Annotated in this window: 16 protein-coding genes and 2 other RNA genes; 9 read left to right on the forward strand and 9 right to left on the reverse strand. The window is 67.5% G+C overall.

The genetic code is table 11. From position 1 onward, the window contains the following. The 7 genes from QRM89_RS09445 (at position 1) to QRM89_RS09475 (ending at position 5,874) form a co-directional block, all read left to right on the forward strand. On the forward strand, positions 1-948 hold the full coding sequence (locus QRM89_RS09445) for an ELM1/GtrOC1 family putative glycosyltransferase (RefSeq protein WP_285447876.1): 948 nt from the start codon (positions 1-3) through the stop codon (positions 946-948). Between the two features lie 46 nt (positions 949-994). Continuing rightward, positions 995-1,855 (forward strand): DUF2145 domain-containing protein, encoded by an 861-nt coding sequence (locus QRM89_RS09450; protein WP_285447877.1) that lies wholly within the window; start codon positions 995-997, stop codon positions 1,853-1,855. Next, a complete protein-coding gene (locus QRM89_RS09455; RefSeq protein WP_119961047.1) occupies positions 1,852-2,355 on the forward strand; it encodes a hypothetical protein in 504 nt (167 codons plus the stop codon). Before QRM89_RS09450 ends, QRM89_RS09455 begins: the two co-directional genes overlap by 4 nt. A 229-nt stretch (positions 2,356-2,584) precedes the next feature. Then, entirely contained in the window at positions 2,585-3,142 is a 558-nt protein-coding gene (locus QRM89_RS09460) for a VUT family protein (RefSeq protein WP_115556866.1), read from the forward strand. Positions 3,143-3,947: 805 nt separating this feature from the next. Continuing rightward, positions 3,948-4,976: an alpha/beta hydrolase gene (locus QRM89_RS09465; protein WP_285447878.1), complete on the forward strand. Its 1,029-nt coding sequence runs from the start codon at positions 3,948-3,950 to the stop codon at positions 4,974-4,976. A 283-nt stretch (positions 4,977-5,259) separates the two neighbouring features. Continuing rightward, the gene (locus tag QRM89_RS09470) at positions 5,260-5,640 is read left to right on the forward strand and encodes a cyclophilin-like fold protein (RefSeq protein ID WP_285447879.1); all 381 of its coding nucleotides are present in this window, start codon (positions 5,260-5,262) and stop codon (positions 5,638-5,640) included. Positions 5,641-5,799: 159 nt separating this feature from the next. Beyond that, positions 5,800-5,874, forward strand: a non-coding RNA gene (locus QRM89_RS09475) — sX9 sRNA. A 4-nt stretch (positions 5,875-5,878) separates the two neighbouring features. On the opposite strand, the gene glnE is transcribed toward QRM89_RS09475, so the two are convergent. The 8 genes from glnE to QRM89_RS09515 all read right to left on the reverse strand — a co-directional run bounded on the left by glnE (position 5,879) and on the right by QRM89_RS09515 (position 15,820). After that, a complete protein-coding gene (glnE, locus tag QRM89_RS09480) occupies positions 5,879-8,701 on the reverse strand; it encodes a bifunctional [glutamate--ammonia ligase]-adenylyl-L-tyrosine phosphorylase/[glutamate--ammonia-ligase] adenylyltransferase (RefSeq protein ID WP_285447880.1) in 2,823 nt (940 codons plus the stop codon). Positions 8,702-8,892: 191 nt separating this feature from the next. Next, a complete protein-coding gene (locus tag QRM89_RS09485; protein ID WP_285447881.1) occupies positions 8,893-9,351 on the reverse strand; it encodes a DUF3325 domain-containing protein in 459 nt (152 codons plus the stop codon). Next, the gene (locus tag QRM89_RS09490) at positions 9,240-9,560 is read right to left on the reverse strand and encodes a DUF3649 domain-containing protein (RefSeq protein ID WP_285447882.1); all 321 of its coding nucleotides are present in this window, start codon (positions 9,558-9,560) and stop codon (positions 9,240-9,242) included. The genes QRM89_RS09485 and QRM89_RS09490 overlap by 112 nt, the downstream gene beginning before the upstream one ends. After that, positions 9,557-11,179, reverse strand: coding sequence for a PepSY-associated TM helix domain-containing protein (locus QRM89_RS09495; protein ID WP_285447883.1), 1,623 nt, complete (start codon positions 11,177-11,179; stop codon positions 9,557-9,559). Before QRM89_RS09495 ends, QRM89_RS09490 begins: the two co-directional genes overlap by 4 nt. 31 nt (positions 11,180-11,210) lie before the next feature. After that, on the reverse strand, positions 11,211-13,739 hold the full coding sequence (locus tag QRM89_RS09500) for a TonB-dependent receptor (RefSeq protein ID WP_285447884.1): 2,529 nt from the start codon (positions 13,737-13,739) through the stop codon (positions 11,211-11,213). A gap of 399 nt (positions 13,740-14,138) precedes the next feature. Beyond that, positions 14,139-14,212: non-coding RNA, sX9 sRNA (locus QRM89_RS09505), on the reverse strand. Positions 14,213-14,272: 60 nt separating this feature from the next. Further along, the gene (locus QRM89_RS09510) at positions 14,273-15,298 is read right to left on the reverse strand and encodes a FecR domain-containing protein (protein ID WP_285447885.1); all 1,026 of its coding nucleotides are present in this window, start codon (positions 15,296-15,298) and stop codon (positions 14,273-14,275) included. A gap of 12 nt (positions 15,299-15,310) precedes the next feature. After that, positions 15,311-15,820 (reverse strand): sigma-70 family RNA polymerase sigma factor, encoded by a 510-nt coding sequence (locus QRM89_RS09515; protein ID WP_011038677.1) that lies wholly within the window; start codon positions 15,818-15,820, stop codon positions 15,311-15,313. Positions 15,821-16,309: 489 nt separating this feature from the next. Between QRM89_RS09515 and QRM89_RS09520 the strand changes: the two genes are divergently transcribed. Both QRM89_RS09520 and QRM89_RS09525 read left to right on the forward strand, forming a co-directional pair. After that, positions 16,310-16,828 (forward strand): hypothetical protein, encoded by a 519-nt coding sequence (locus QRM89_RS09520; RefSeq protein ID WP_228425154.1) that lies wholly within the window; start codon positions 16,310-16,312, stop codon positions 16,826-16,828. Continuing rightward, positions 16,828-17,745, forward strand: coding sequence for an SMP-30/gluconolactonase/LRE family protein (locus QRM89_RS09525; protein WP_285447969.1), 918 nt, complete (start codon positions 16,828-16,830; stop codon positions 17,743-17,745). The genes QRM89_RS09520 and QRM89_RS09525 overlap by 1 nt, the downstream gene beginning before the upstream one ends. Before the next feature lie 210 nt (positions 17,746-17,955). Here QRM89_RS09525 and QRM89_RS09530 read toward each other — a convergent pair whose 3' ends face one another. Continuing rightward, positions 17,956-20,406, reverse strand: a complete 2,451-nt coding sequence (locus tag QRM89_RS09530) for a hypothetical protein (protein ID WP_285447886.1) — start codon at positions 20,404-20,406, stop codon at positions 17,956-17,958. Positions 20,407-20,651: the final 245 nt, after the last annotated feature.

Here is a 20,651-nt window from a genome sequence, read left to right on the forward strand (position 1 = left end):
ATGGCAGTGACCTGGGCGGTGAGCGACGGGCGCGCCGGCAATGCCCGCCAGGCCGAAGCGCTGGCCCGCGCCCTGCACCCCGACACCATGCATGCACTGCATCTGCAGGCCAGAGCGCCCTGGCGCTGGGCCGCGCCGCGACACCTGCCCGGCGCCAGCGCGGCCTTCGGGCCGGCATTTGCCGCGCAACTGCAACAGCCGCCCGGCCTGGTGATTGGCTGCGGACGCCAGGCGGCGTTGGCCACGCGTCTGCTGCGCGCCCGCGGCAGCGTGGCGGTGCAGATCCTGGACCCGCGGCTCGACCGGCGCCAGTGGGACTTGGTGGTGGTGCCCGAGCACGATGCACTGCGCGGCGAGAACGTGCTCACCCTGCTTGGCAGCCTGCATCCGGTGGACGACGCCTGGCTGGCCGCCGGGCGCGCGGCATTCCCTAGTGTAGGCGCACTGCCGGGCCCACGTGTGGCGCTGTTGATCGGCGGGCCCACCACGCAGGTGCCGTGGACACCGCAGGCGCTGGCAGCGCAGTGCAATGCCGTGCAGGCGCAGGTGCGCACCGCAGGCGGCAGCCTGCTGATCACCGCCTCGCGCCGCACGCCGCCGGAGGTGGTTGCGCTGTTGCGCACCCTGCAGCAGGGCAACCCCGGCCTGCTGTGGTGCGACGCGCGCGATGGCGCCAACCCGTATGCCGGCCTGCTGGGCTGGGCGGACGCGATCATGGCCAGCGCTGATTCGGTCAACCTGCTCTCCGAAGCCTGCGCCACACCCGTGCCGGTGGTGGCGGCCTGTGCGGAATTCGCGCGCGGCCGTGTCGGCGCCTATGTGCAGGCACTGCAGCAGCGCCAGCGCCTGTGCGCGGCCGATGAAGTTCTGGCTGCCACGGCCGCTATGACACCGGTACGCGAAACCGAACGGATTGCGGCGCAGGTGCGTATGCGCCTGGGCTTATGACAGGGCCGACAGCAACGCCATGACCGCACAAGGAAGACGCCCCCAGATGCAGCGCTCTCACGGACACCGCATGCGCTACGCAATGGCGATCATGCTGTTCCTTGCCACCCTACCTGCGATCGGTGCGCCGACCTGCATCCCGCACTACCCGACACCGGCCACGCTGGCGGCCATGTTCGACCTGGCCCGGTCCACGCAGCAGGCGCTGGACACGCTGGACGGTGCACGCGTCGTCCTGTTGGCACGCGGTGGCCAGGACCTGAGCCGGTATGGGCTGAAACATAGTCATCTCGCCTTCGCACTGCGCGAAGACGATGGCAACTGGCGCGTCACGCACCTGCTCAATCACTGCAAATCCGACACCTCCGAGCTCTATCGCGAAGGGCTGAGCAATTTCATCGGCGAAAGCGCGCTGCATGCGGATCTGCGCGTCGGCGTGCCGTCGCCTGAGGTGCAACAAACGCTGCAGCGCTTGTTGCAGGATCCCGGTACCCTGGCGCACGCCCTGCACACGCCGCGCTACAGCATGATCGCCTACCCGTTTTCTACCGATTACCAGAACTCCAATCAGTGGGTGCTGGAGATACTGGCCGCCGCGCTTGCGCAATCCGACGCACAGGCCACAGCGGTGGCGGCGCCAGTTGTAGATCGCCGTAGCGCGCAGGCCTGGCTCAAGCATGCCGATTACCAACCCACCCGCCTGCATCTCGATTTGAGTAAACGCATTGGGGCCCGTTTCTTTGTGGCCAATGCGGCAGTGAGCGACCATCCGGCCAGCGAACGCATCTCCGGCAATTACTCGGTGATCACGGTCGAGTCGGTGTTCGACTTCCTGCAACAGCGCAAGGCGCTGCTGCAGGAGTTCTCCATTCCACGCAGCGCTGCCGCGCACGGAGCATCTCCATGACCTCATCCTTCCGATCCGTCAGCTTCGTGGCGTTGCTGGCGCTCAGCGCCGGCCAGCCGATGCAGGCGCAGGCCGGCCTGACCACCATCACCCGTGGCGACGCGTCTGCGATGTCGGCCATTCTGGTGATCTCCGCGCCGTACTTCGTGTCGTTGGCGTTGACGCACAGCGCAGTAGCGGGCTCGGAGGCGCTCACCCACGCGTCGAACAAAGCATCCGCCGGGCCGTTGCCGCCAATGCGCGTGACATCGGTAGGCCCCACGCCCGACGGCGGCAGCGAGGTCCAACTCCAGGATCCTGCGCAAGCTGCCAACACCGCATTGCTACGTTGGCCTGTCCGCAATGACGCACCGGCTGCAGGGTTCCGCGTTGGCGAGACGGTGACCTTCCAGCCAAGCCCCGCCGGTGCGGGCTGGACCGTGCAATCGGCGCAGGGCGAGGCGCTGGCATTCGTGCCGACTGCGGAATCGGCTGCACAGAACAGCAGCCAGGCCTGGTAACACGGCCCTGGCGAATAGCGCGCTGTGAGCCTGCAACAGCACATCGCACGCATCGCCTGCTGCAGCTGATCGCTTTGTGTTGGCTGTTTCGCGCCCTTCTTTCGCGCGAGCGTGCCTCAGTCCGTGATGGCCGCTGTCAGCACAGTGAAGTCGGAGCAGAAGCCGCAGTAGCCCATACGCGGCGACGCACGGATAATTAGCGCCGCCCCATGACTGCTGTTGTCCCGCCATGCCTGCCGCGCCTGCTCCCACCTTCGCACCGCTCACCGTTCGCGCCCTGTTGTGGGCGGTCTCGGCCATGGGCGCGGTGGTACTGCTGTCCAACATCCTGGTGCAGTACCCGATCAACGACTGGCTGACGTGGGGCGCGTTTTCGTATCCGTTGGCGTTTCTGGTGAGCAACCTGATCAATCGGCGCTTCGGCCCGCGCGCGGCGCGCACGGTGGCCTGGTGCGGGTTTGCGCTGGCGGTGCTGTTATCGATCTGGCTGGCCACACCGCGCATTGCCGCTGCATCGTGCACGGCCTTCATCGCTGCGCAATTGCTGGACATCACCGTATTCGACCGGCTGCGTCACGGCCGCTGGTGGCGCGCGCCGATCGTAGCGACCACCTGCAGTGCCACCCTGGATACCGCCATCTTCTGGAGCATCGCCTTTGCCGGCGCCGCGCTGCCCTGGCTGAGTTGGGCGGCAGGCGACCTGGCCGTAAAACTGGGCATGGGCGTGTTTCTGCTCGGCCCGTTCCGCGCCTTGCTCTGGCGTGGTGTTCCGCACGCCAATCCATGAGTGCGCGCGAGCAGGCTGCTTGTACGAGCGCAGCCGCGCGCCTGTGCACTGCATGCAATAAGGCTGATCGCTGAGCGTCCAAACGCGGGCAGCCCGGTAAGTTTTTTGATGGCGTGCTGTCGGCTTGTCGCATGCGTCCGTCATACCCGCACCGAGGCGGGCACATTCAAGTCCATTGTCATAGCGACACGTGGCAACGGCCAGTTGGGTGGCGTGTAGACGCACTGCTGCCACCGCAGCTCTCATGTCTACCATTGCGTTTCGATGCTGCCCATCAAGCAAAGCAGGCTGACGATGTCGCGCTGCTCGAGCCGGGCACTGCCTTGCCACGCGCGCTCCATGTCAGCTTGTGAGCGTCGCTGGCATTGCGACGCCACTCGACAGCACAGGTGGGGTTGCGATCACTCGCCGCTCGTCGCCATGCACACCACTCATGAAACGGCCACATGAAGGCATGCACGGAGCGGTAATGCTCCGGCGCAACGGCTGACCTACAGTAGGCCACCGCGAGATGCAGCAGTGCAGCGGCAGCAATCACATTAGCCACGGCCAATTTGTCGCAGTTAGCGAACATGCAAATGCTGCCATGCGGTCACGTGTCGCTTTGCGCAGTCAATCGCGGAATCTCCGCCGTCAGTGCAGCGCGGTCATTGGCAAGACGGCACTGCGCAAGTGCGAAGCGATGCAAAGCAATAACAGCGTCTCTCGCGACCGCACTGCCGCGGCACCCAATCCATCCACCAGCAAGCGCAGTGCAACCACCGAGCCGGTGTGCTGTGGCGCGCGCCCTCCATGAGAACCCACCATGCAACTGCGCCTTCTTGTTCTGCTGCTCTTGCTGATCTCACCCACTGTCTTCGGAGCAGATATGTCCCACGACGCGAATAATTTCTACACCAGCGACAAGGTGACCCTGCAGCAGGTCACCTTCAAGAACCAGTACCAGATGACCGTGGCCGGCACGCTGTTCGTGCCCAAAGGCCTGGACACCGGCAAGCGCCATCCGGCCATTGTGGTCGGGCACCCGATGGGTGCGACCAAGGAGCAGAGCGCCAACCTCTATGCCACCAAACTTGCCGAGCAGGGCTTTGTGACCTTGTCGCTGGACCTGTCATTCTGGGGCGCAAGCGAGGGCCAGCCACGCAATGCGGTGTCGCCGGATATTTATGCGGAAGACTTCAGCGCAGCGGTGGACTTCCTGGGCACGCGGGCATTTGTGGACAGCACGCAGATCGGCGCGCTGGGCATCTGCGGCAGTGGCAGCTTCGTGATCAGCGCGGCCAAGATCGACCCACGCATGCGCGCCATTGCCACGGTGAGCATGTACGACATGGGCGCGGCCAACCGCAACGGGCTGCGCCATGGGCTCAGCCTGGAACAACGCAAGCAGATCATTGCCGCAGCTGCCACGCAGCGCGCGGCCGAATTCAGCGGCGGGCCGGTGGAGTACACCGGCGGCACGGTGCTGGCGCTGGCGAAGGACTCCAATCCGATCGAACGCGAGTTCTATGATTTCTACCGGACGCCACGTGGCCAGTACACCCCACAAGGCCAATCGCCCGATCACACCACGCGCCCGACGCTGACCAGCAACGTCAAGTTCATGAACTTCTACCCGTTCAACGATATCGCCACCATCTCGCCACGGCCGATGCTGTTCATTGCCGGCGAACACGCGCATTCAATCGAGTTCAGCGAAGAAGCGTACCGTCTGGCCGGCGAACCCAAGCAACTGGTGATCGTGCCCAACGCCGGCCACGTGGACCTGTATGACCGCGTCGCGCTGATTCCGTTCGACACGCTGACTGCATTCTTCCGCAAGAATCTGCAGTAAGCGCCACGCCATGGCGCGGTGCATGGCGGTGCATGGCGATGCGTTGGCACGCACAGCGCGGGCGGAGACGCAGGTTCATGGCGTAACAAGTCCAGGCCGCGCCTACGTGACAGCAGCACATGTGGTGTGTGAATTACCTAAACGTTCGAGGGCAACACCAATGCCAACGCTTCGCACACACACGTGCCTGCGCACCCTGCTGCTGGGGTGCGCCTTTCTGGTCACCGCGTGTTCGGCGGCCACGCCACCGGCAGCGACCCACCCACAGACACCGGAGCGCACCATGCGCATCACCCTCACTATTGGCAGCGATGTCGTGGCGGCGGAGTTGGTCGACAACTCGGCCACCCGCGACCTGTTGGCACAGCTGCCGATGAAGCTCGACTTCGAAGACTTCCATGCCACCGAGAAGATCAGTTACCTGCCGAAGAAACTCGACCTGTCCGAGGTGGGCCCGGCTGGCAAGGCGCAGGCGGGCGACCTGATGTATTACGTGCCGTGGGGCAATCTGGCGGTGTTCTACCGCGGCTATACGCCGTCGCGTGATCTGGTCCGGCTGGGGCGCATCGTCGCCAATCCGCAGGCCCTGACACGCTCGGCCAGCTTCACCGCCACCGTCGAGCGTGCCGCACTTGCGGCACCCGCACCGCGACCTGACACGTAAATCGCACGGAAGTGCGAGGCACGCGGGCTGCGTGCATTGCATCAGCGACAACGCGTCTGCACGACGGTCTCTAACCCCATGCCCCTGGCACACCGTTAGAGCAGCTATCAAAACGACTGCGCAGCCGCCGGGCGGGCGCGGCCGGTGCTCGGAATCGGCATATACCCCCGTACATTCCGGTTCCTCCGCGCCGTCCGCACCCACCTGACAACTGCTCGCTACGTTTTGTTAGCCGCTCTTAGTCCCGCGGTGCGTCGCGCCCGCGTGGAAATGCCAGGCCTTGCGCCTGCGCACAATCGAAGATGGTGCGCGTGGCGTCCTGGATAGCCGCGGTTGGCGTGATCAGGCGCGGCCGCCGGTCCAGCGTGCAGGCCAGGCCAGCGTCCACTAGCGTGGCATGCGCGCCGTGCAATCGCGGCGCGGCATCGGCGGCCAGCCACTGTGCCTGCACCAGGGCATCGATCAAGGCCGGCGTGTCGCAGGCCTGCAGCAACGCCGGGTGCTGCGCGGCCTGGCCGAGCACGCCGGCCTGCAGCAGGAATTCCAGGTCGACCAGACCGCCGGCCCCCTGCTTGAGATCCAGCCGCCCGGCATCGCTGCGGTCCAGCTCCGCACGCATGCGCGCGCGCATCTTGCACACATCGGCCAGTAGCAACGCGGTGTCGCGCACACGCGCCAAGGTGTCCTGCCGCACCTGCGCAAATGCGGCGCACAGCGCCTGATCACCGGCCACCGCGCGTGCGCGCACCAGCGCCTGGTGTTCCCAGGTCCAGGCACGCTCGCGCTGGTACTCGCGGTAGCTGGCCAACGACGACACCAACGCGCCCTTGCCACCATCCGGGCGCAAGCGCACGTCGATGTCGTAGAGCCGGCCGGCGCCGGTTTCGGCACCCAGCAACGCCATCACCTTTTGCGCAAGGCGCGCAAACCAGCGCCCGGATTCCAGCGGGCGCGCGCCATCGGAGGCTTCCACCGCGCGCGGGTGATCGTAGAGAAACACCAGATCCAGGTCCGAGCCGAAGCCCAGTTCCATCCCGCCCAGGCTGCCGTACCCGATGATGGCGAACGCACCACCCGGCACCTGCCCATGCGCGGCCTGCAATTGCGTCTGCGCCAGCTGCAGCACCGTCTGCACCACCGCTTCGGCCAACCAGGCGAGTTGGCGCGTGCTTTCTACCGCCTGCTGGCGCCCATCCAGCGTGGCCAGCGCGATGCGGAAACTCAGCGCAAGCCGGCGCTCGTTGAGTTCGCGCAGCGCCGCTTCCGGGTCGTCGATCTGCAGCGTGTCCACGCACGCGGCATGCAGTGCCGCGCGGTCCGGCAATGGCCCTGCAATGCGGGTGTCGAGCAGTTCGTCCAGCAACAGCGGATACGCGGCCAGGCGCTCGGCCAGCAAGGCACTGCGCGAGAGCACATCGACCAGGCGAGCCAGCGCGCTGGGCTGCTCGTCGAGCAGCGCCAGGTAGCTGGTGCGGCGCAGCGTGGCTTGTAGCAAGCCGAGCACGCGCCGCAACGCGGCGTCTGGCTGGGTCGCGCGGATCGCCGCATGCAGCAGCGCCGGCATCACCCGGTCCAGCCGCGTGCGTGCACTATCGGAGAGCGCGCGCACGCCGGAGGACTGTGCAAAATCGGCCAGCATGTGATGTGCGTTGCCGGGATCGTGCAGGCCGATGCCCAGCAACGGCGCCGCATCGCCCTCGGGCAGCGCGCGCCAGTAATCGGCCAGCGTATCGGGCGCGGTGGCGTGCACGCGCGGTGCCAGCAACTCGGCAAATTCCGCCGCCACCCGCGTGCGGTGCGGTGCCAACGCCTCCAGCAACGCCTGCCAGTGCGCATAGCCCAGACCGAGCGCGATGCGTTCGCGCTCCGGCTCGCCCTGCGGCAAGGCATGCGTCTGTGCATCGCGCAGCATCTGCAGGCGGTTCTCCACCCGGCGCAGGAATCGATAGGCCTCGGCCAGTGCCTCACCGGTGGGTGGATCGATCTGCCCGAGGTCCACCAGCGCCCGCAAGGCTGGCAACAAACGCCGCTCGCGCAAGCTGGCTTCGCGCCCACCGCGAATAAGCTGCAGCGATTGCGCCAGGAACTCGATCTCGCGGATGCCGCCCGGCCCGCGCTTGATGTCGTCCAGGCGTGCATGGCGCGCCACTTCAGCGGTGATCGCGGCCTTCATGTCGCGCAGCCCGTCGAGCGCGGTGAAATCCAGGTAGCGGCGATACACGAACGGGCGCAGCGTCTCCAACCAGGCTTCGCCGGCAGCGATGTCACCGGCCACCGCGCGTGCCTTCAACCACGCATAGCGCTCCCAGTCGCGGCCTTCGCGCTGGAAATACTGGTCCATGCCGTTGAACGACAACGCCACCCGCCCGGCGCTGCCGAACGGGCGCAGGCGCAGATCCACGCGATGGCTGAAACCATCGGCGGTGGTTTCGTCGAGCAGCTTGGCCAGCTGTTGGCCCAGCCGCGCGAAATATTCTTCGGCCGCCAGCGGGCGCGCGCCATCGGACTGCCCGGCCTGCGGATACGCATAGACCAGATCCACGTCGGAGGAAAAATTCAGTTCGCCACCGCCGAGCTTGCCCAGCCCGAACACCACCAGCCGCTGCACGCTGCCGTCTTCGGCAATCACCTGCCCATGGCGGGTGGCGAATTGCTGTTCGAGTGCCTGCAGCGCGCATTGCAGGCAGGTTTCCGCCAACGTGGTAGCACCGGCCAGGGTGGCGTCCACCTCGTCCAGGCCGAGCACGTCGCGCCAGACCAGGCGCGCGGAGGCGGCTGCGCGGTAACGGCGCAGTTGTGCGGCCCACTCCTGCGGCTGCGCCGGGTCCAGGCGTGGCACCGGCAGCGGCGGCGGGTCTGGCTGTGCCAAGTGGGCGAGCAGTGCAGGTTGGCGGGCGAGCGTGTCGACCACGAAGTCGCTGGCCAGCGCTACGCGTGCCAGCGGGTGCTCAACACCTTCGGGCCACGGCGCATCGGCAGGCAGGGCGTGGCGGACGCGCGCCACGGCCCGCTCGATCAGAGCGGCCAGCGCAGGAGAGGCAGACGGAATGGGCTGTGACATGGCCCGATTCTGGCATCCCTGCCGGGTAGCACCATGTGCAGGCGCGCTGCCGCGCGTGCGCCGCCACCGCCGTGTCCTGTAGGAGCGCACTCGTGCGCGAACGCGTTACCGGCACTGCCAAGCGCGCGCGCGAGCACGCTCCTACCCAGGCAATGACGCACCCGCGTACGCATCTGCACGCTGCGCTTGTACTAGCCGAGCCCCAGCACTGCGCCGGCCGCAGCCACGCCGCCCAGGCATCCCACCGTTACCGCCACCCAGACACTGCGGCGCGGCGCATATGCCAGCCCCAGCACCACCCACAAGGCCCCGGCGCTCGCCATGCCCAGCCATAGCACCGCGCCCGCACTGCCGCCCCAGGCGCGCACGCACACGCCCAGTGCGCTCAGCAGCAGGCACGCACCGAGCACGCGCAACTGCCAGCGCTGCGCACGCGGTGCAGTGCGCTGGCCGGTGAGTTGTTCGTAATGGCGATGCATCGCCACGCAAATCGCCATCATGCCGGCGTGGCACAGCGCCAACGCGGTGAGCGAAGCGATCATGCCGGCCATGCACTGCCCCGCAACACCCAGTCGATGCCTGCCAGCACCGCCAGCGCGATGAGCATCCACCGCCACATCCGCCACGCACTGCGCGCACGGAACATCCACATCGCAAGCAGCGTGTAGACCACGAAACTCAGCAGCGTGGTCACCAGCACCGCAACGGCCGGCGCCACGCCTGCCACGCGGGCCAGCAGCTGCGCGGCCACGCCGCTGCCACTGGCGGTGAGCGCATAACCACCTACGCTGGCCGCCAGCACGCGCCCGGCGACAGCGCCGCGGTAACGCCATGGCGATGCCTGTGGCGGTTTACTCATGCACCGGGCTCCGCTGTCGGCGTGCGCCGCGCCGCACGCATGGGTGGCGGCGCACTGATGCGCTGCTGCACGCGATACGCGGCGTAGGCAACGCTCACACCGAAGCCCACGGCGGTGAGTTCCACCGCGGCGCGCTGCAGATCGCCATCGAGCAGATAGCGGCCCACATGCTGACCGGTGCTGGCCGCGTTGAGCAGCGGCAGACCAATGCACAACGCGGCGGTGATACCCAATTGCTCCACCCAGGCACGCAGCGGTGGGCGCAGCAGGCCATGCAGCAACGTGCCGGCCCACACCCACAGAAACACCCGGATTTCCGTCTGCGCCCGCGCCTCCAGCTCTACCGGCAGCAAGCGATTTGCGTAGAAGTACGCAATGCAGGCCAGCGCGGTGCCGGCCAGTGCGGCTACGTTGCACGCTTCCACCACCCGATAGATGCCTGCCGTGGCAGCGCCGAATTCCTGCTCGCTGCGGCGCCGGCGCTTGACGGTGAACAACACCGTGCCGGTGGCGATCATCGCGGTACCGGCCAGGCCACAGACGAAGTACAGCCACTTGGCGGTCCAGCCGCCAAACCCGGCCACATGCAAGGTCTTGATCGTCGCATCCACATCGGCGGCTTGCAGCGGTGTGTGCGCCGCAACGGCATGCCGCTCCAGTAGCGCGCCACTGCCGGGATCGAACACCACGCTGGCCGGTGGATTGAGCAACTGCCGCGAGTGCGCGGTGTCTGCAACACGCGCAATTACACGCAGCGTGCCACCAGGCTGGTCCGGGCGTTGAATGACCAGTGTTTGCGCAGGCTGACCATTGAGCGCTGCGGCGCGCTGCACAAGATCGGGCAGATAGGTGTGCATCCGCTCGTGCTGGGTTGGCTGCGCCGCTGGTGCCGCGGCGGCAGGCGACAACGCCGCCTCGTACCGGGCGTAGGCGTCTTCGTCCTGGCCATACAGCGCATGCAGCGGAGCGGAGAGATAGCTGGTGGAGAAATACGCCAGCCCGGTGTAGACGATCATCAACAGGAACGGCAGCGTGAGCACGGCGGTGGCGTTGTGCGCATCCAGCCACGAGCGCTGCCCCTTGCCCGGGCGGAAGGTGAAAAAGTCCAAGAAGATGCGCTTGTGCACCACCACGCCGGACACCAACGCAATCAGCCCGCACATCGATACCCAGCCCACCAGCCAGTAGCCGGGAATGCCACCCTGCAAGGTGTAGTGAAAGCTCATGAAATGCCGCCCGCCCTCGGTCTGGCGGCCCCACGGCGTGGGCAGGACTTCGCCGGTGATGGGGCTCAGCGTGGCCTGGCCGGCGCCAGCGGGGCCACGCCAGACCACATCCAGGGTGTCGCCCGGGTGCACCGGCAAACTGATGCGCCACAGCGTGGCCTGCGCCGCTTGTTGGCGCAGGTGTGCCAGCGCGCGTGGCACCAGCTGTGCCTGGGGCAGCGGCGCATGCGTCGCGGCGCCAGGCAGTGCCGGCCTGGCCTGCATCCAGCTGGTGATCGGGTCGCGGAACACGCTGATCGTGCCGGTGAGAAAGATCGCGCACAGCAGCCAGCCGCAGGTGAGGCCGCACCAGGTATGCAGCCACGCCATGCTTTGCCGAAACCCCTCCCTCATGCGGCCATCGCCGCGTGCATGTAGCGGCGCATTACAGCGCGCCGCGCAGGGTCACCATCACGTTGCGCGGCTCGCCGTAATAGCGGCCATTGACGAAGCTCGACAAGGTGCTGTAGTAGCGCTTGTCGAACACGTTGTTGAAGTTCACCGCCAGCGACCACTGCCGGTTCACCTGGTAACGCGCCAGCGCATTCCACACCGCGCGCCCGGGAATATCAGCAGTGGCCGCGCCGATCTGCCGATACGCCGCACTCTGCGCGCTCACGCCGCCCCCCACGGTGACGTCCTGCAACACGCCCGGCAGCCGGTAGGTGGTCCACACCCGCAGCAGGTGCTTGGGCGTGTAGCTGTTGAAGGTCTGGCCCTGGCTGCTGACATCCTGCAGATAGGTGGTGCGGTTGAAGGTGTAGCCGGCGAACAGGTTCCAGTCGCGCAGCACTTCGCCACTGACCTCGGCATCGAAGCCGCGGCTGCGCACCTTGCCGCTGTCGATGTAGCAGAAATCGTTGTTGCGGCAGGTGGGGCTGGTGCTCAGGTCGGCCTGCGCGCGGTTCTTCTGCTCCACCTGGAACAGCGCAAAGGCGGTATTGATGCGTCCGTCCAGCCACTCGCCCTTGAGCCCCAACTCGTAGTTGGCGCCGGTCATGGGCTTGAGCATTTCACCGGCTTCGTTCTGCGCATTCTGCGGCTGGAAAATATCCGCATAGCTGGCATACGCCGACCAGGTGGGCGTGAGTGCGTACAGCAGGCCGGCATACGGGGTGACCTGCCCGGTTTCGCGGGTGTGTTCGATCGACTGCGAGGGCGACAGCCCGGTGGTGGTGGTGTTCCATTTGGTGTCGTGCCAGCTCACGCGTGCACCCACGATCGCCTTCAGCGGGTCGGTCAGTTGCCAGCGCAACGCGCTGTACAGACCCAGCTCGCGCGAGGTGCCGTGACGCGCCTCGCGCGCACTGGCAAAGATTTCTTCATCGCTGATTGCACGCACGTTGCGTTGCAGCGAGAACACGTTGAAGGTCTGAAAGTTGTTCTTGTTGCCGTAGACCGTATCCACTGTGGTTTCGGCGTAGTTGCTACCTAACACCAACTCGTGGCGCCGCCCGAGCGCGTTGAAATGACCAATCACATTGGCATCGACGCCGGCCACGTCCGCTTCGGAAATGGTGCGCGCCGCCAGCAGCGCGCCGATGCCGTTGTCCGGATTGATCGCGCGGCTGGAGCTGGCGTACTTGAGGTTGTGCCGCTCATGCACCTGCACCGCGCTGAGCTTGAACACCCAATCGGCGTTGAAGCGATGGTCCAGGTCCAGGTACAGGCCGCGATTGGACGAGGATTGCCGGTTCCACTGCGCGCCCAGGTTGGTGCTGCGCGGCAGGCCGATATCGCGGCCGTCGGTGTAACTCGGCAGGCCGCCAAAAAATGGTCGGCCTTCGACTTCTTCGTAGCTAGCCGCCAGGCTGACCTGCGTCTGCGGCGAGACGCTGTAATCCAGCGTGCCGTAATAGGTGGGGGTGCGCCGCTCCACACCATCGACGAACGAGCGCTGATCTTGGTAGTCGATCACGCCGCGCGCGCGCAAGGCGCCATCGTCGGTGAGGTTGGCGCTGGCATCCAGCAAGGCGCCATAGCGGTCCCAGGAGCCGGCCTGCAGCATCACGCTCACGCCGGGCACATCCAGCGGGCGCTTGCGCACCAGGTTCACCGCACCGCTGGGGTTGCCGGCGCCCTGCAGCAGGCCGGCGGCGCCGCGCAGCACTTCGGCACGGTCGTAGATGCCCATGTTGGCGCTGTAGTTGCTGGCGCGGCCATACATGCCGCGATTGAGCGGCACGCCGTCGTACTGCACGGTGGTGATGTCGAAACCGCGCGCATAGATGTATTTGCCGCCCTGCGGGCTCTGCACGATGGTGATGCCGGTGGTGCTGGCCAGCGCGTCGTAGACCGAGGTGATGTTCTGCTCGTCCATCAGTTGGCGGGTGACCACGCTGATCGACTGCGGGATGTCCTTCAGGCGCTGCTCGCCACGGCCGATGCTGACCGCGCGCGCGGTATAGCTGCCGGTGCCGCTGGTGGCGGCGCGGCGTTCGGCCTGCGCGGTGACTTTGACCGTCGGCAGCAGCCAGGCCTCCACTTCGCCCTGGCTGGTCACCGCCGCGGGCGCCGGGCGCAACACGTAGCCGCCGGTCTGCAATGGCACGGCCTGCAACCCACTGCCGGCCAGCACCGCAGTCAGCGCGCCGGCCGCGGTGTAGTCGCCGTCCAGCCCGGCGGTGGTGCGTCCATCGGTCTGCGCAGCGGTGAAGCTCAGCAACAGGTTGGCCGAGCCGGCCAGGCTGCGCAGGGCCGGTGCCAGCGGCCCGGCCGGGATGCTGTAGCGCTGCCGGGCCGCGGACGCGGTTTGGGCATCCTGCGCGGCGGCAGCGGGACTGGCGGCGAGCACCGTCAGGCCGCACAGGGCCAGCGCAATCGCAGTGGCGATGGGCCTGGGCAGTGCAGCGCGCGGCAGTGAGAAGGGCAGCGAAACAGCGTGGTGGCCGCGGCGGCGGTCGGAGATGGACATGGGGTTCCCGCAATCTAAGGTGGCGTCGCACTGACACCGTCATCAAGGAGGTGCCACGAGCGCGCCGATCGGGCAGACCATCTCGCAATTTTTTTCAGGTCTCGCGGCGGCGGTGTCTGCCGGGCGTATGCAGACCCGCGCCGAACTGACTGATGACCAGCGCGCAGTCGCGGGACGGATGTGTCTTGCGCGAGCACCCGCAGATGGCGCGTTGGGAACTTCGGACGCATACCGACTCGCCGACACCACGGCATTGCGTGCCTGGCAGCCGTTCCAGAACCCCGACCAGCCCGGCGATACGCGCCTCGCCCATCAGAGTGCCCGCCCAGTTCAACACGGCGCTGCGCCACATGCTGCGCGATCTGCGGGGCGCCGCAGCGCGATCGCCGTGCTTGGATCCGCGAAAAAAACGTAGCGAGCAATCGTCAGCAGATGCGGACGGCGCAGAGGAACTGGAGTGTCCGTAGGACCATCAGGGTTTCGAGCAACGGCCGCACCCGTCTCGCAGCTACGCAGTCGTTTGATCGCTGCGCCTAACCGGCCGCCTGGATGCTCACCCAGTAGCGGCTGCGCTGGCGCACCCGCACCGGCAGCACGCTGGGCAGCATGGCCAGGATGCGGTCGGTATCGTCCAGCGGAAACACCCCGGAGACGCGCAAGCCGGCCACCGCCGGGTCGCAGCGCAGCAGCCCGGGGCGATAGCGCTCCAGCTCGGCCACGAACGCATCCAGCCGCAACTCTTCGGCAATCAACTGGCCACGCTCCCAGGCGGTGGCCTGCGCATCGGCCGGCCCGGGCGCCTGCAGGAACGCGGCATTGAACACGCATTGCTGGCCGGCCTGCACGCGGCGCGCGGCGTGAGTGGCATCACGCGGGCGGATCTCCACCGCGCTCTCCAGCACCGTGACCCGGCTCTGCGCCTGGTCCTGGCGTACGCAAAAGCGCGTGCCCAGCGCGCGGACATCGCCGTGCACGGTGCGCACCAGCAGTGGGCGCGGGTCCTGCGCGGCGCCCAGCGCGTGCGCGGTCACCACCATGATCTCGCCGGCCACCAGATCCAGCAGGCGCTGGTGCGTATCGAAGCGCACATCCACCGCGCTGCGCGTGTTGAGGGTCAGGCGGGTGCCGTCGCCCAGTTGCAGCACCCGGCGCTGCCCGGTGGCGGTGGCGTAGTCGGCCGTTGCCTGCTGCCAGCGCTGGGTACGGGTGGCCAGCAGCCCGGTGGCGCCGGCCACCCCGCCCCACAGCACCAGGTTGAGCGCCTTGCGTCGGCCCGGCGAGGCGGGGCGCTTGCCATCGGCATACGGCGACAGGCTGCGGTAGGCCGCCTGCGGTGCCAACGTCTTCAGTCGCCCGGTCACCGCCTCCAGATGCGCCCAGGCCCGCGCGTGGTCCGGATGCGCGGCGCGCCAGTGTTCCCAGTCACGCACTTGCTCCGCGCTGGCGGTGCCGGACATCAGCACCGTCAGCCACTCGGCGGCCTGGTCGGCCACCTCAGCGCTGATCGGCTGCCCGCCGGCCAGGGGCGTGCGCGGCGTGCTGGCGTTGCTCGCAGACATCGGTGCCACCACTCAGGCCGACACCGCGAACAGGCACTGCCGGTTGGCGCGCGTGAGGTACTGCTTGACCGAGCTGCTGGACACCCCCAGGCGCTGCGCGATCTGCGCGTAGCTAAGCTCGTGCAGGTGCGCCAGCAGGAAGGCCTCCTTCACTTTCGGCGGCAGGCCGTCCAGCGCCTGGTCCAGCTGCTGCACCGCCTCCAGCGCCAGCAGGTGCAGCTCCGGCGAAGGCGCCAGTTCTTCCGGCAACGTGGCCAGCATCTCCAGGTAGCTGGCCTCCAGCAGCTTGCGCCGCTGGCGGTGCGCCATCAGCCGCCGCGCGATGGTGGCCAGGAACGGCCGCGGCTCGCGGATCTGGTCGGCCGCGCCGGCATCGATCACGCTGATGAAGGTGTCCTGGGCCAGGTCGGCCGCCACGCACCCGTCGCCCAGCTTGCGCCGCAACCAGCCCTGCAGCCAGCCGTGGTGGTCGGTGTACAGGCGCTCCACCTGCTGCTGAAGCGCGACTTGCGTGGCCGACACGATGACCTCCTGGACGCCGGACCCGGGCAAGGTGCACCCGGGATTAAATGAGAATTGATCTCATTCTAACGGATGCGGCGCCGTGTTGCAGACGCGACCGGGTCTGAGTGGTTCCGGCAGGGGCAGCGCTTTTGGCTGAAGCGGAGGTCAGTTGCCGCTGGTGGGAATTCCCGCAATCCCAGCCGTGGGCAGGTAGGCCGCGATACACGGCTGCAATCTCAGGACGTGCGTATCGCGCTCAGGCGTCAGGCAGTGCAGCTGAAGCTACGCGCCGACCACGCGCCGGCGACCGACGCGCCTGCCCGAACTGCGCGCCAAGGCATGCCGTGCTGATGTCATCGCCATCGTCAGCAAGACCCCGCCCACCTGCCAGCAAGGTCGCATGCAACGTCCACAGTCGCCCTGTGCACCGGTTCGACCTTTTACGCCTCGCAGACAACGCCCTGACAAACGCCATGCTGCACTGCGGTTTTCGCACGAGGTCACCGTATGTCGCCCACCCTGTTACCCACCGCGGCCCTGCCCTCGCAGGTCGCGCTGCATAACGACGGTACCGATCAGTCCCTGCCGCCCAGCCTGCCGTTCCTGCATCTGTGGACCGGGCCGGACGGACTGAGCCGGCTCAACACCTCGCAGTTGGCCGGCTTCCAGAGCAAGAGCGTAGGCGGTGGCGCCGCGCCGCAGTGGCTGCGGCCGTTTCCCGGCGAGGTGGTGGGCGTGCAGTTTGCGGTGCTGCCGGTGGGCTGGGTCGGCGACTGGCACGAAAGCCCGCACCCGCAGTGGGTGATCCCGCTGCGCGGGCGCTGGTTTATCGAAACCGGCGACGGCACGCGCGTGGAAATGGGCCCTGGCGATATCCATTTCGGCCAGGACCAGGGCACCACCGACGCACGCGGCCACCGCTCCGGCCAACTGGGCGACACGCCCTGCCTGCAGATGATGGTGCAGTTTGCGCACTCCCCCGGTGTGGCGGCAGCGCATCCGTTCGATGAAACAGCGGCGCCATGATGGACAGCCATTGCCGCGTCCGCCCGGCCTGCCCGGCCGTTCCCGCCGACTGCGACCCGCCCCGCACCACGCATGCCGCGCTGGCCGCACGGTTGGGCGATGCGCGCCTGCTCACCCTCTATGACCAAGCCACCTGGAGCGAAGGCCCGGCTTGGTGGGAGGCCCAGCGCACGCTGGTGTGGAGCGACCTGGTTGGCCGCCGCGTGCTGGGGTGGCGCGAAGACGGCACCGTCGATGTGCTGCTGGATGCCACCGCCTTCACCAATGGCAACGCGGTGGATGCGCAGCAGCGCCTGGTGCACTGCGAACACGGCCGGCGCGCCATCACCCGCAGCGATGCCGATGGCCAGGCCCACCTGCTGGTGGGCCGTTATGCCGGCAAGCGGCTCAACTCGCCCAATGACCTGATCGTGGCGCGCGATGGCGCGATCTGGTTCACCGACCCGCCGTTCGGCTTGCGCAAACCCAGCCAGGGCTGCCCGGCCGATCCGGAGCTCGCCCACCACAGCGTGTACCGGCTGCCGCCGGACGGCGGCCCGCTGCAGCGCATGGCCGACCTGGACCACCCCAACGGGCTGGCGTTCTCGCCCGACGAGCAGACCTTGTACGTCTCGCAGACGCCGGAGCAGGGACACGGCAGCGTGGAAATCACCGCGTTTGCCTGGCGCGACGGCGCGCTGCACGACCGCCGCCACTTCGCCAGCGTCCCGGACGGGCTGCCGGATGGCTTCTGTGTGGATCGCGGCGGTTGGCTATGGAGCAGCTCCGGCACCGGCGTGTGCGTATTCGACAGCGACGGGCAGCTGCTCGGGCACATCCCCACCCCGGGCACCGCCTCCAACTGCACCTTCGACCAGGCACAGCAGCGGCTGTTCATCACCGGCGGGCCGTGTCTGTGGATGCTGCCGCTGCCCTGAGCACGCGCGCAGACTCACGGCGTAGACTGTTCAGGCAATAAAAAAGCCCGCTTGCAGCGAACTGCCAGCGGGCTTTGCTCCCTCCCCCACGTCGGGATGCAGGATCATAGTGCGCGCCTGTTCGGCGACTTGCACGCTGCACTGCAAAACAATACCCGGCAGTACAGAACTAGAGTGTTTCCTTCACACCGGATCCGCCACGCGCGGGCCTCAGCGCAACAGATCCGGCTGCGCGCGATACCACTCGGCGGCGCGTAGCAGATGCCATTCCGGCGTGTCGTTGCGCAAGCCCACCGCCGCACTCAATACACCCCAGCGCGCCAACAGGCTGCCGCTGCGCTGCGTGCCACGCAGACGCAAACGTGCATCCACCTGATAACGCGCGTTGTGCGCCTGCAATCGATCCACGATCACCTCATCGCCTTGCCAATGCACGCGCGCGGTGAGCTGCGCCTGGCCGGCATCCACCAGCCGCACCATCCAGTTGGGCAACGACCGATCACGTGCATAGATGGCCATCAAGAACGCCAGGTCACGCACGTCGATGCGCACGCGTCCGTCCACGCCTACTGGCGCATGCCAGTGCATGTGCGTGTCATCCAGCACGATGCGCGCCCACCAGCCATCGCGTCGCTGTCCATCGGGGCCGGTGAAACCGACATTGCGCAGGTTGATCTGGCTGGCATCAAGGCGGAAATTTTCTGCACGCAGATCGCCGCGTTGCAGTCGCAGGTTTGCATCCACATCGCCGCGCAACGCGAGCCCGGCAAACTGCAGGCGTGCCGCCCGCGCGGCGATGCGCAAACCGCCCTTGCCGATACGTCCACCCGGCTCGATCTGCAGATCGCCACTGAGCGCACCGCTGCCCCCATCGAACCGCAGCTGCTGTTGCGGCAGGTAGCGGTTATAGGCGCGCAGGTCTGGCACACGCGCATTGGTGAACACCAGATGCGCGCGGGTGGTGTCGCGCAAGCTGGCCAGGGTGCGTGCGTCGGCGCGGGTCTGCAGGTCCAGGCGCAGATCGCGCCCTTGAACGAACGGGCGCGTTAGTGCCGTGCGGTGGGCAATCGAGAACTGCTGCATGCGCAGTGCCAGCGACGGCAGCAGATGGCCGGCGGCATCGGCCTCCACGCGCAGGTCGGCGCTGGCCTGGCCTTCGATGGCGTGTTCCATCACGCCCACGCGCGCGGTGACGCGCGGCACCTGCAATCGGCTGCCAGCGGCCAGCTGTCCGCGCACGATGCGCAGGTCTGCATCCACCAGGCCGTCGCCCTCCAGCGTCAGCCAGTCCACGCCGGGAAACAGTGCCGGAATCCAGCTCAGCGAGGCGAGCTGCCAATGCATGCGCGCGTGCCCGGACGTCCGCGGCAACAGGTTGCGCGGCGCCTGCAGTGGCAACCGCCGGCCCTGCACGCGCAGGTCCGCATCCAACGTCAGGCCGGCATCGGCCGGCTCGGGCATGCTGACGCGCAGGCGTATGTCCTGATCCACCTGCAACTGCGCGGCCAGCTCGCCCAGCAATGCGTTTGGTGTGCGAGTGCCGTCGTGCAACGGCGTCCGCCATTGCAGGCGGCTCCCCGGCTGCAGTTCACCGCGCGCCCAGCGCAGCTCGCCATCGGCGCGGCCTTGCCCGGCCCGCGTCTTGAGCCTGGTTTTTCCTTGCGCATCGCGTGTCACTTCCAGCGCGGCGGTATTGCCACGCACACCGATCAGCGCGTCGGTGAGTTGCAACACTGCCAAGCCGCGTGCCTGCGCCGCGGTATACCGGGCAATGCTGGCTTCCACCCGTAACTGGCCATTGCGCAGCAGTTCGGTGCCGGCCCAATGCAGCGTGGCGTGTTCGAACACCGCGCGCGATGGAAACACTTCGATCGGCCCGCCGCGCAATTGCTTGAACAAACCGAATTGCAGCTGCCCGTCACCGGCGATCTGCAGCTGGCGAAGTGTCAGCGCCTGCACCTGCTCGGCGACGATGCGATCGAACTGCAACGTCCACGCGGGGGAGTGGGTTTGACTGCGGGTGGAGCGTGCTGCTGACTGCGTGGTTGCCGTGGTGGTTGCGGCAGTGGGTGCGGTGGCTGCGGTGGGTGCCTGGTCGGCTGAGATGGCGGATGCATTCGCTGCATTGGCTGCATTGGCTGCAGCAGGATTGGCTGGCATCCCATCGGCTGGCGAAGTGCGTGGCGTAGAGGCGCCGTTTGTAGCTGCCGCTGTAGCTGCGGCGCTAGATGCAGTTGCAGTTGCAGTTGCCGACGCAGGCGCGGGAGATGCCACAGCAGCGCCAGGCAGGTCGGAGGCATGCAAGCCGCCGCGCACACCCTGTGCATGCAGCTCCGGCACCAATAGTTGGCGATGCAACAGCGGCAGCAAGCGCACCTGGCCATGCAGGCGGTCCGCGCTCGCCTCCCAACGGCTGCGCGTCGTGCGGCCGTGCAAGTTGACGTCCCACAGGGTCAGGCGGCCGGGCCACCAGGTCATCCCCGCGCGCCACTGCATGGCGAAGCGGTCCGGCGTGCGATTGAGTGCGGCAGTGCCCAGCGGCGTGTTGAGGAACAGATTGCCGAGAAGCAGGTACGCGGCGTACAGCGCCACCACCGCAAGCACCGGCCAACGCACGGCGCGGGGCACGGCACGCCAACGGGCGCGGACAGGCATCGTCATGACGGCAAGCTCCTGAAGACCGCGCAGGCGGCACAGCGCAGTGTGCCAAGCCAGGCGTGATTGTCACGCGCAGCGGTGCGCATCGCGATGGGCGTGATCGGGGCATTGCATGCATCTGCGGCGATCCCATCGCTCACAGCATCTTGCAGGAGCGCACCCGGGCGCAACGGGCATTACCAGTAAATCCTTGTCGCTCCCAGGCGCGCTCCTACGTGGCTATCCGCCTCACCCAGACGCGGTGTACG

The organism is Xanthomonas sp. LMC-A-07 (assembly GCF_030208825.1).
In the GTDB taxonomy this organism is placed as follows: domain Bacteria; phylum Pseudomonadota; class Gammaproteobacteria; order Xanthomonadales; family Xanthomonadaceae; genus Xanthomonas; species Xanthomonas campestris.

What these genes read in the sequence shown, in the direction of transcription:
- QRM89_RS09445 (WP_285447876.1), top strand. Translation starts at nt 1, where the DNA reads ATGGCAGTGACCTGGGCGGTGAGCGACGGGCGCGCCGGCAATGCCCGC.
- QRM89_RS09450 (WP_285447877.1), top strand. Translation starts at nt 995, where the DNA reads ATGCAGCGCTCTCACGGACACCGCATGCGCTACGCAATGGCGATCATG.
- QRM89_RS09455 (WP_119961047.1), top strand. Translation starts at nt 1,852, where the DNA reads ATGACCTCATCCTTCCGATCCGTCAGCTTCGTGGCGTTGCTGGCGCTC.
- QRM89_RS09460 (WP_115556866.1), top strand. Translation starts at nt 2,585, where the DNA reads ATGCCTGCCGCGCCTGCTCCCACCTTCGCACCGCTCACCGTTCGCGCC.
- QRM89_RS09465 (WP_285447878.1), top strand. Translation starts at nt 3,948, where the DNA reads ATGCAACTGCGCCTTCTTGTTCTGCTGCTCTTGCTGATCTCACCCACT.
- QRM89_RS09470 (WP_285447879.1), top strand. Translation starts at nt 5,260, where the DNA reads ATGCGCATCACCCTCACTATTGGCAGCGATGTCGTGGCGGCGGAGTTG.
- glnE (WP_285447880.1), bottom strand. Translation starts at nt 8,701, where the DNA reads ATGTCACAGCCCATTCCGTCTGCCTCTCCTGCGCTGGCCGCTCTGATC.
- QRM89_RS09490 (WP_285447882.1), bottom strand. Translation starts at nt 9,560, where the DNA reads ATGAGTAAACCGCCACAGGCATCGCCATGGCGTTACCGCGGCGCTGTC.
- QRM89_RS09495 (WP_285447883.1), bottom strand. Translation starts at nt 11,179, where the DNA reads ATGAGGGAGGGGTTTCGGCAAAGCATGGCGTGGCTGCATACCTGGTGC.
- QRM89_RS09500 (WP_285447884.1), bottom strand. Translation starts at nt 13,739, where the DNA reads ATGTCCATCTCCGACCGCCGCCGCGGCCACCACGCTGTTTCGCTGCCC.
- QRM89_RS09510 (WP_285447885.1), bottom strand. Translation starts at nt 15,298, where the DNA reads ATGTCTGCGAGCAACGCCAGCACGCCGCGCACGCCCCTGGCCGGCGGG.
- QRM89_RS09520 (WP_228425154.1), top strand. Translation starts at nt 16,310, where the DNA reads ATGTCGCCCACCCTGTTACCCACCGCGGCCCTGCCCTCGCAGGTCGCG.
- QRM89_RS09525 (WP_285447969.1), top strand. Translation starts at nt 16,828, where the DNA reads ATGGACAGCCATTGCCGCGTCCGCCCGGCCTGCCCGGCCGTTCCCGCC.
- QRM89_RS09530 (WP_285447886.1), bottom strand. Translation starts at nt 20,406, where the DNA reads ATGACGATGCCTGTCCGCGCCCGTTGGCGTGCCGTGCCCCGCGCCGTG.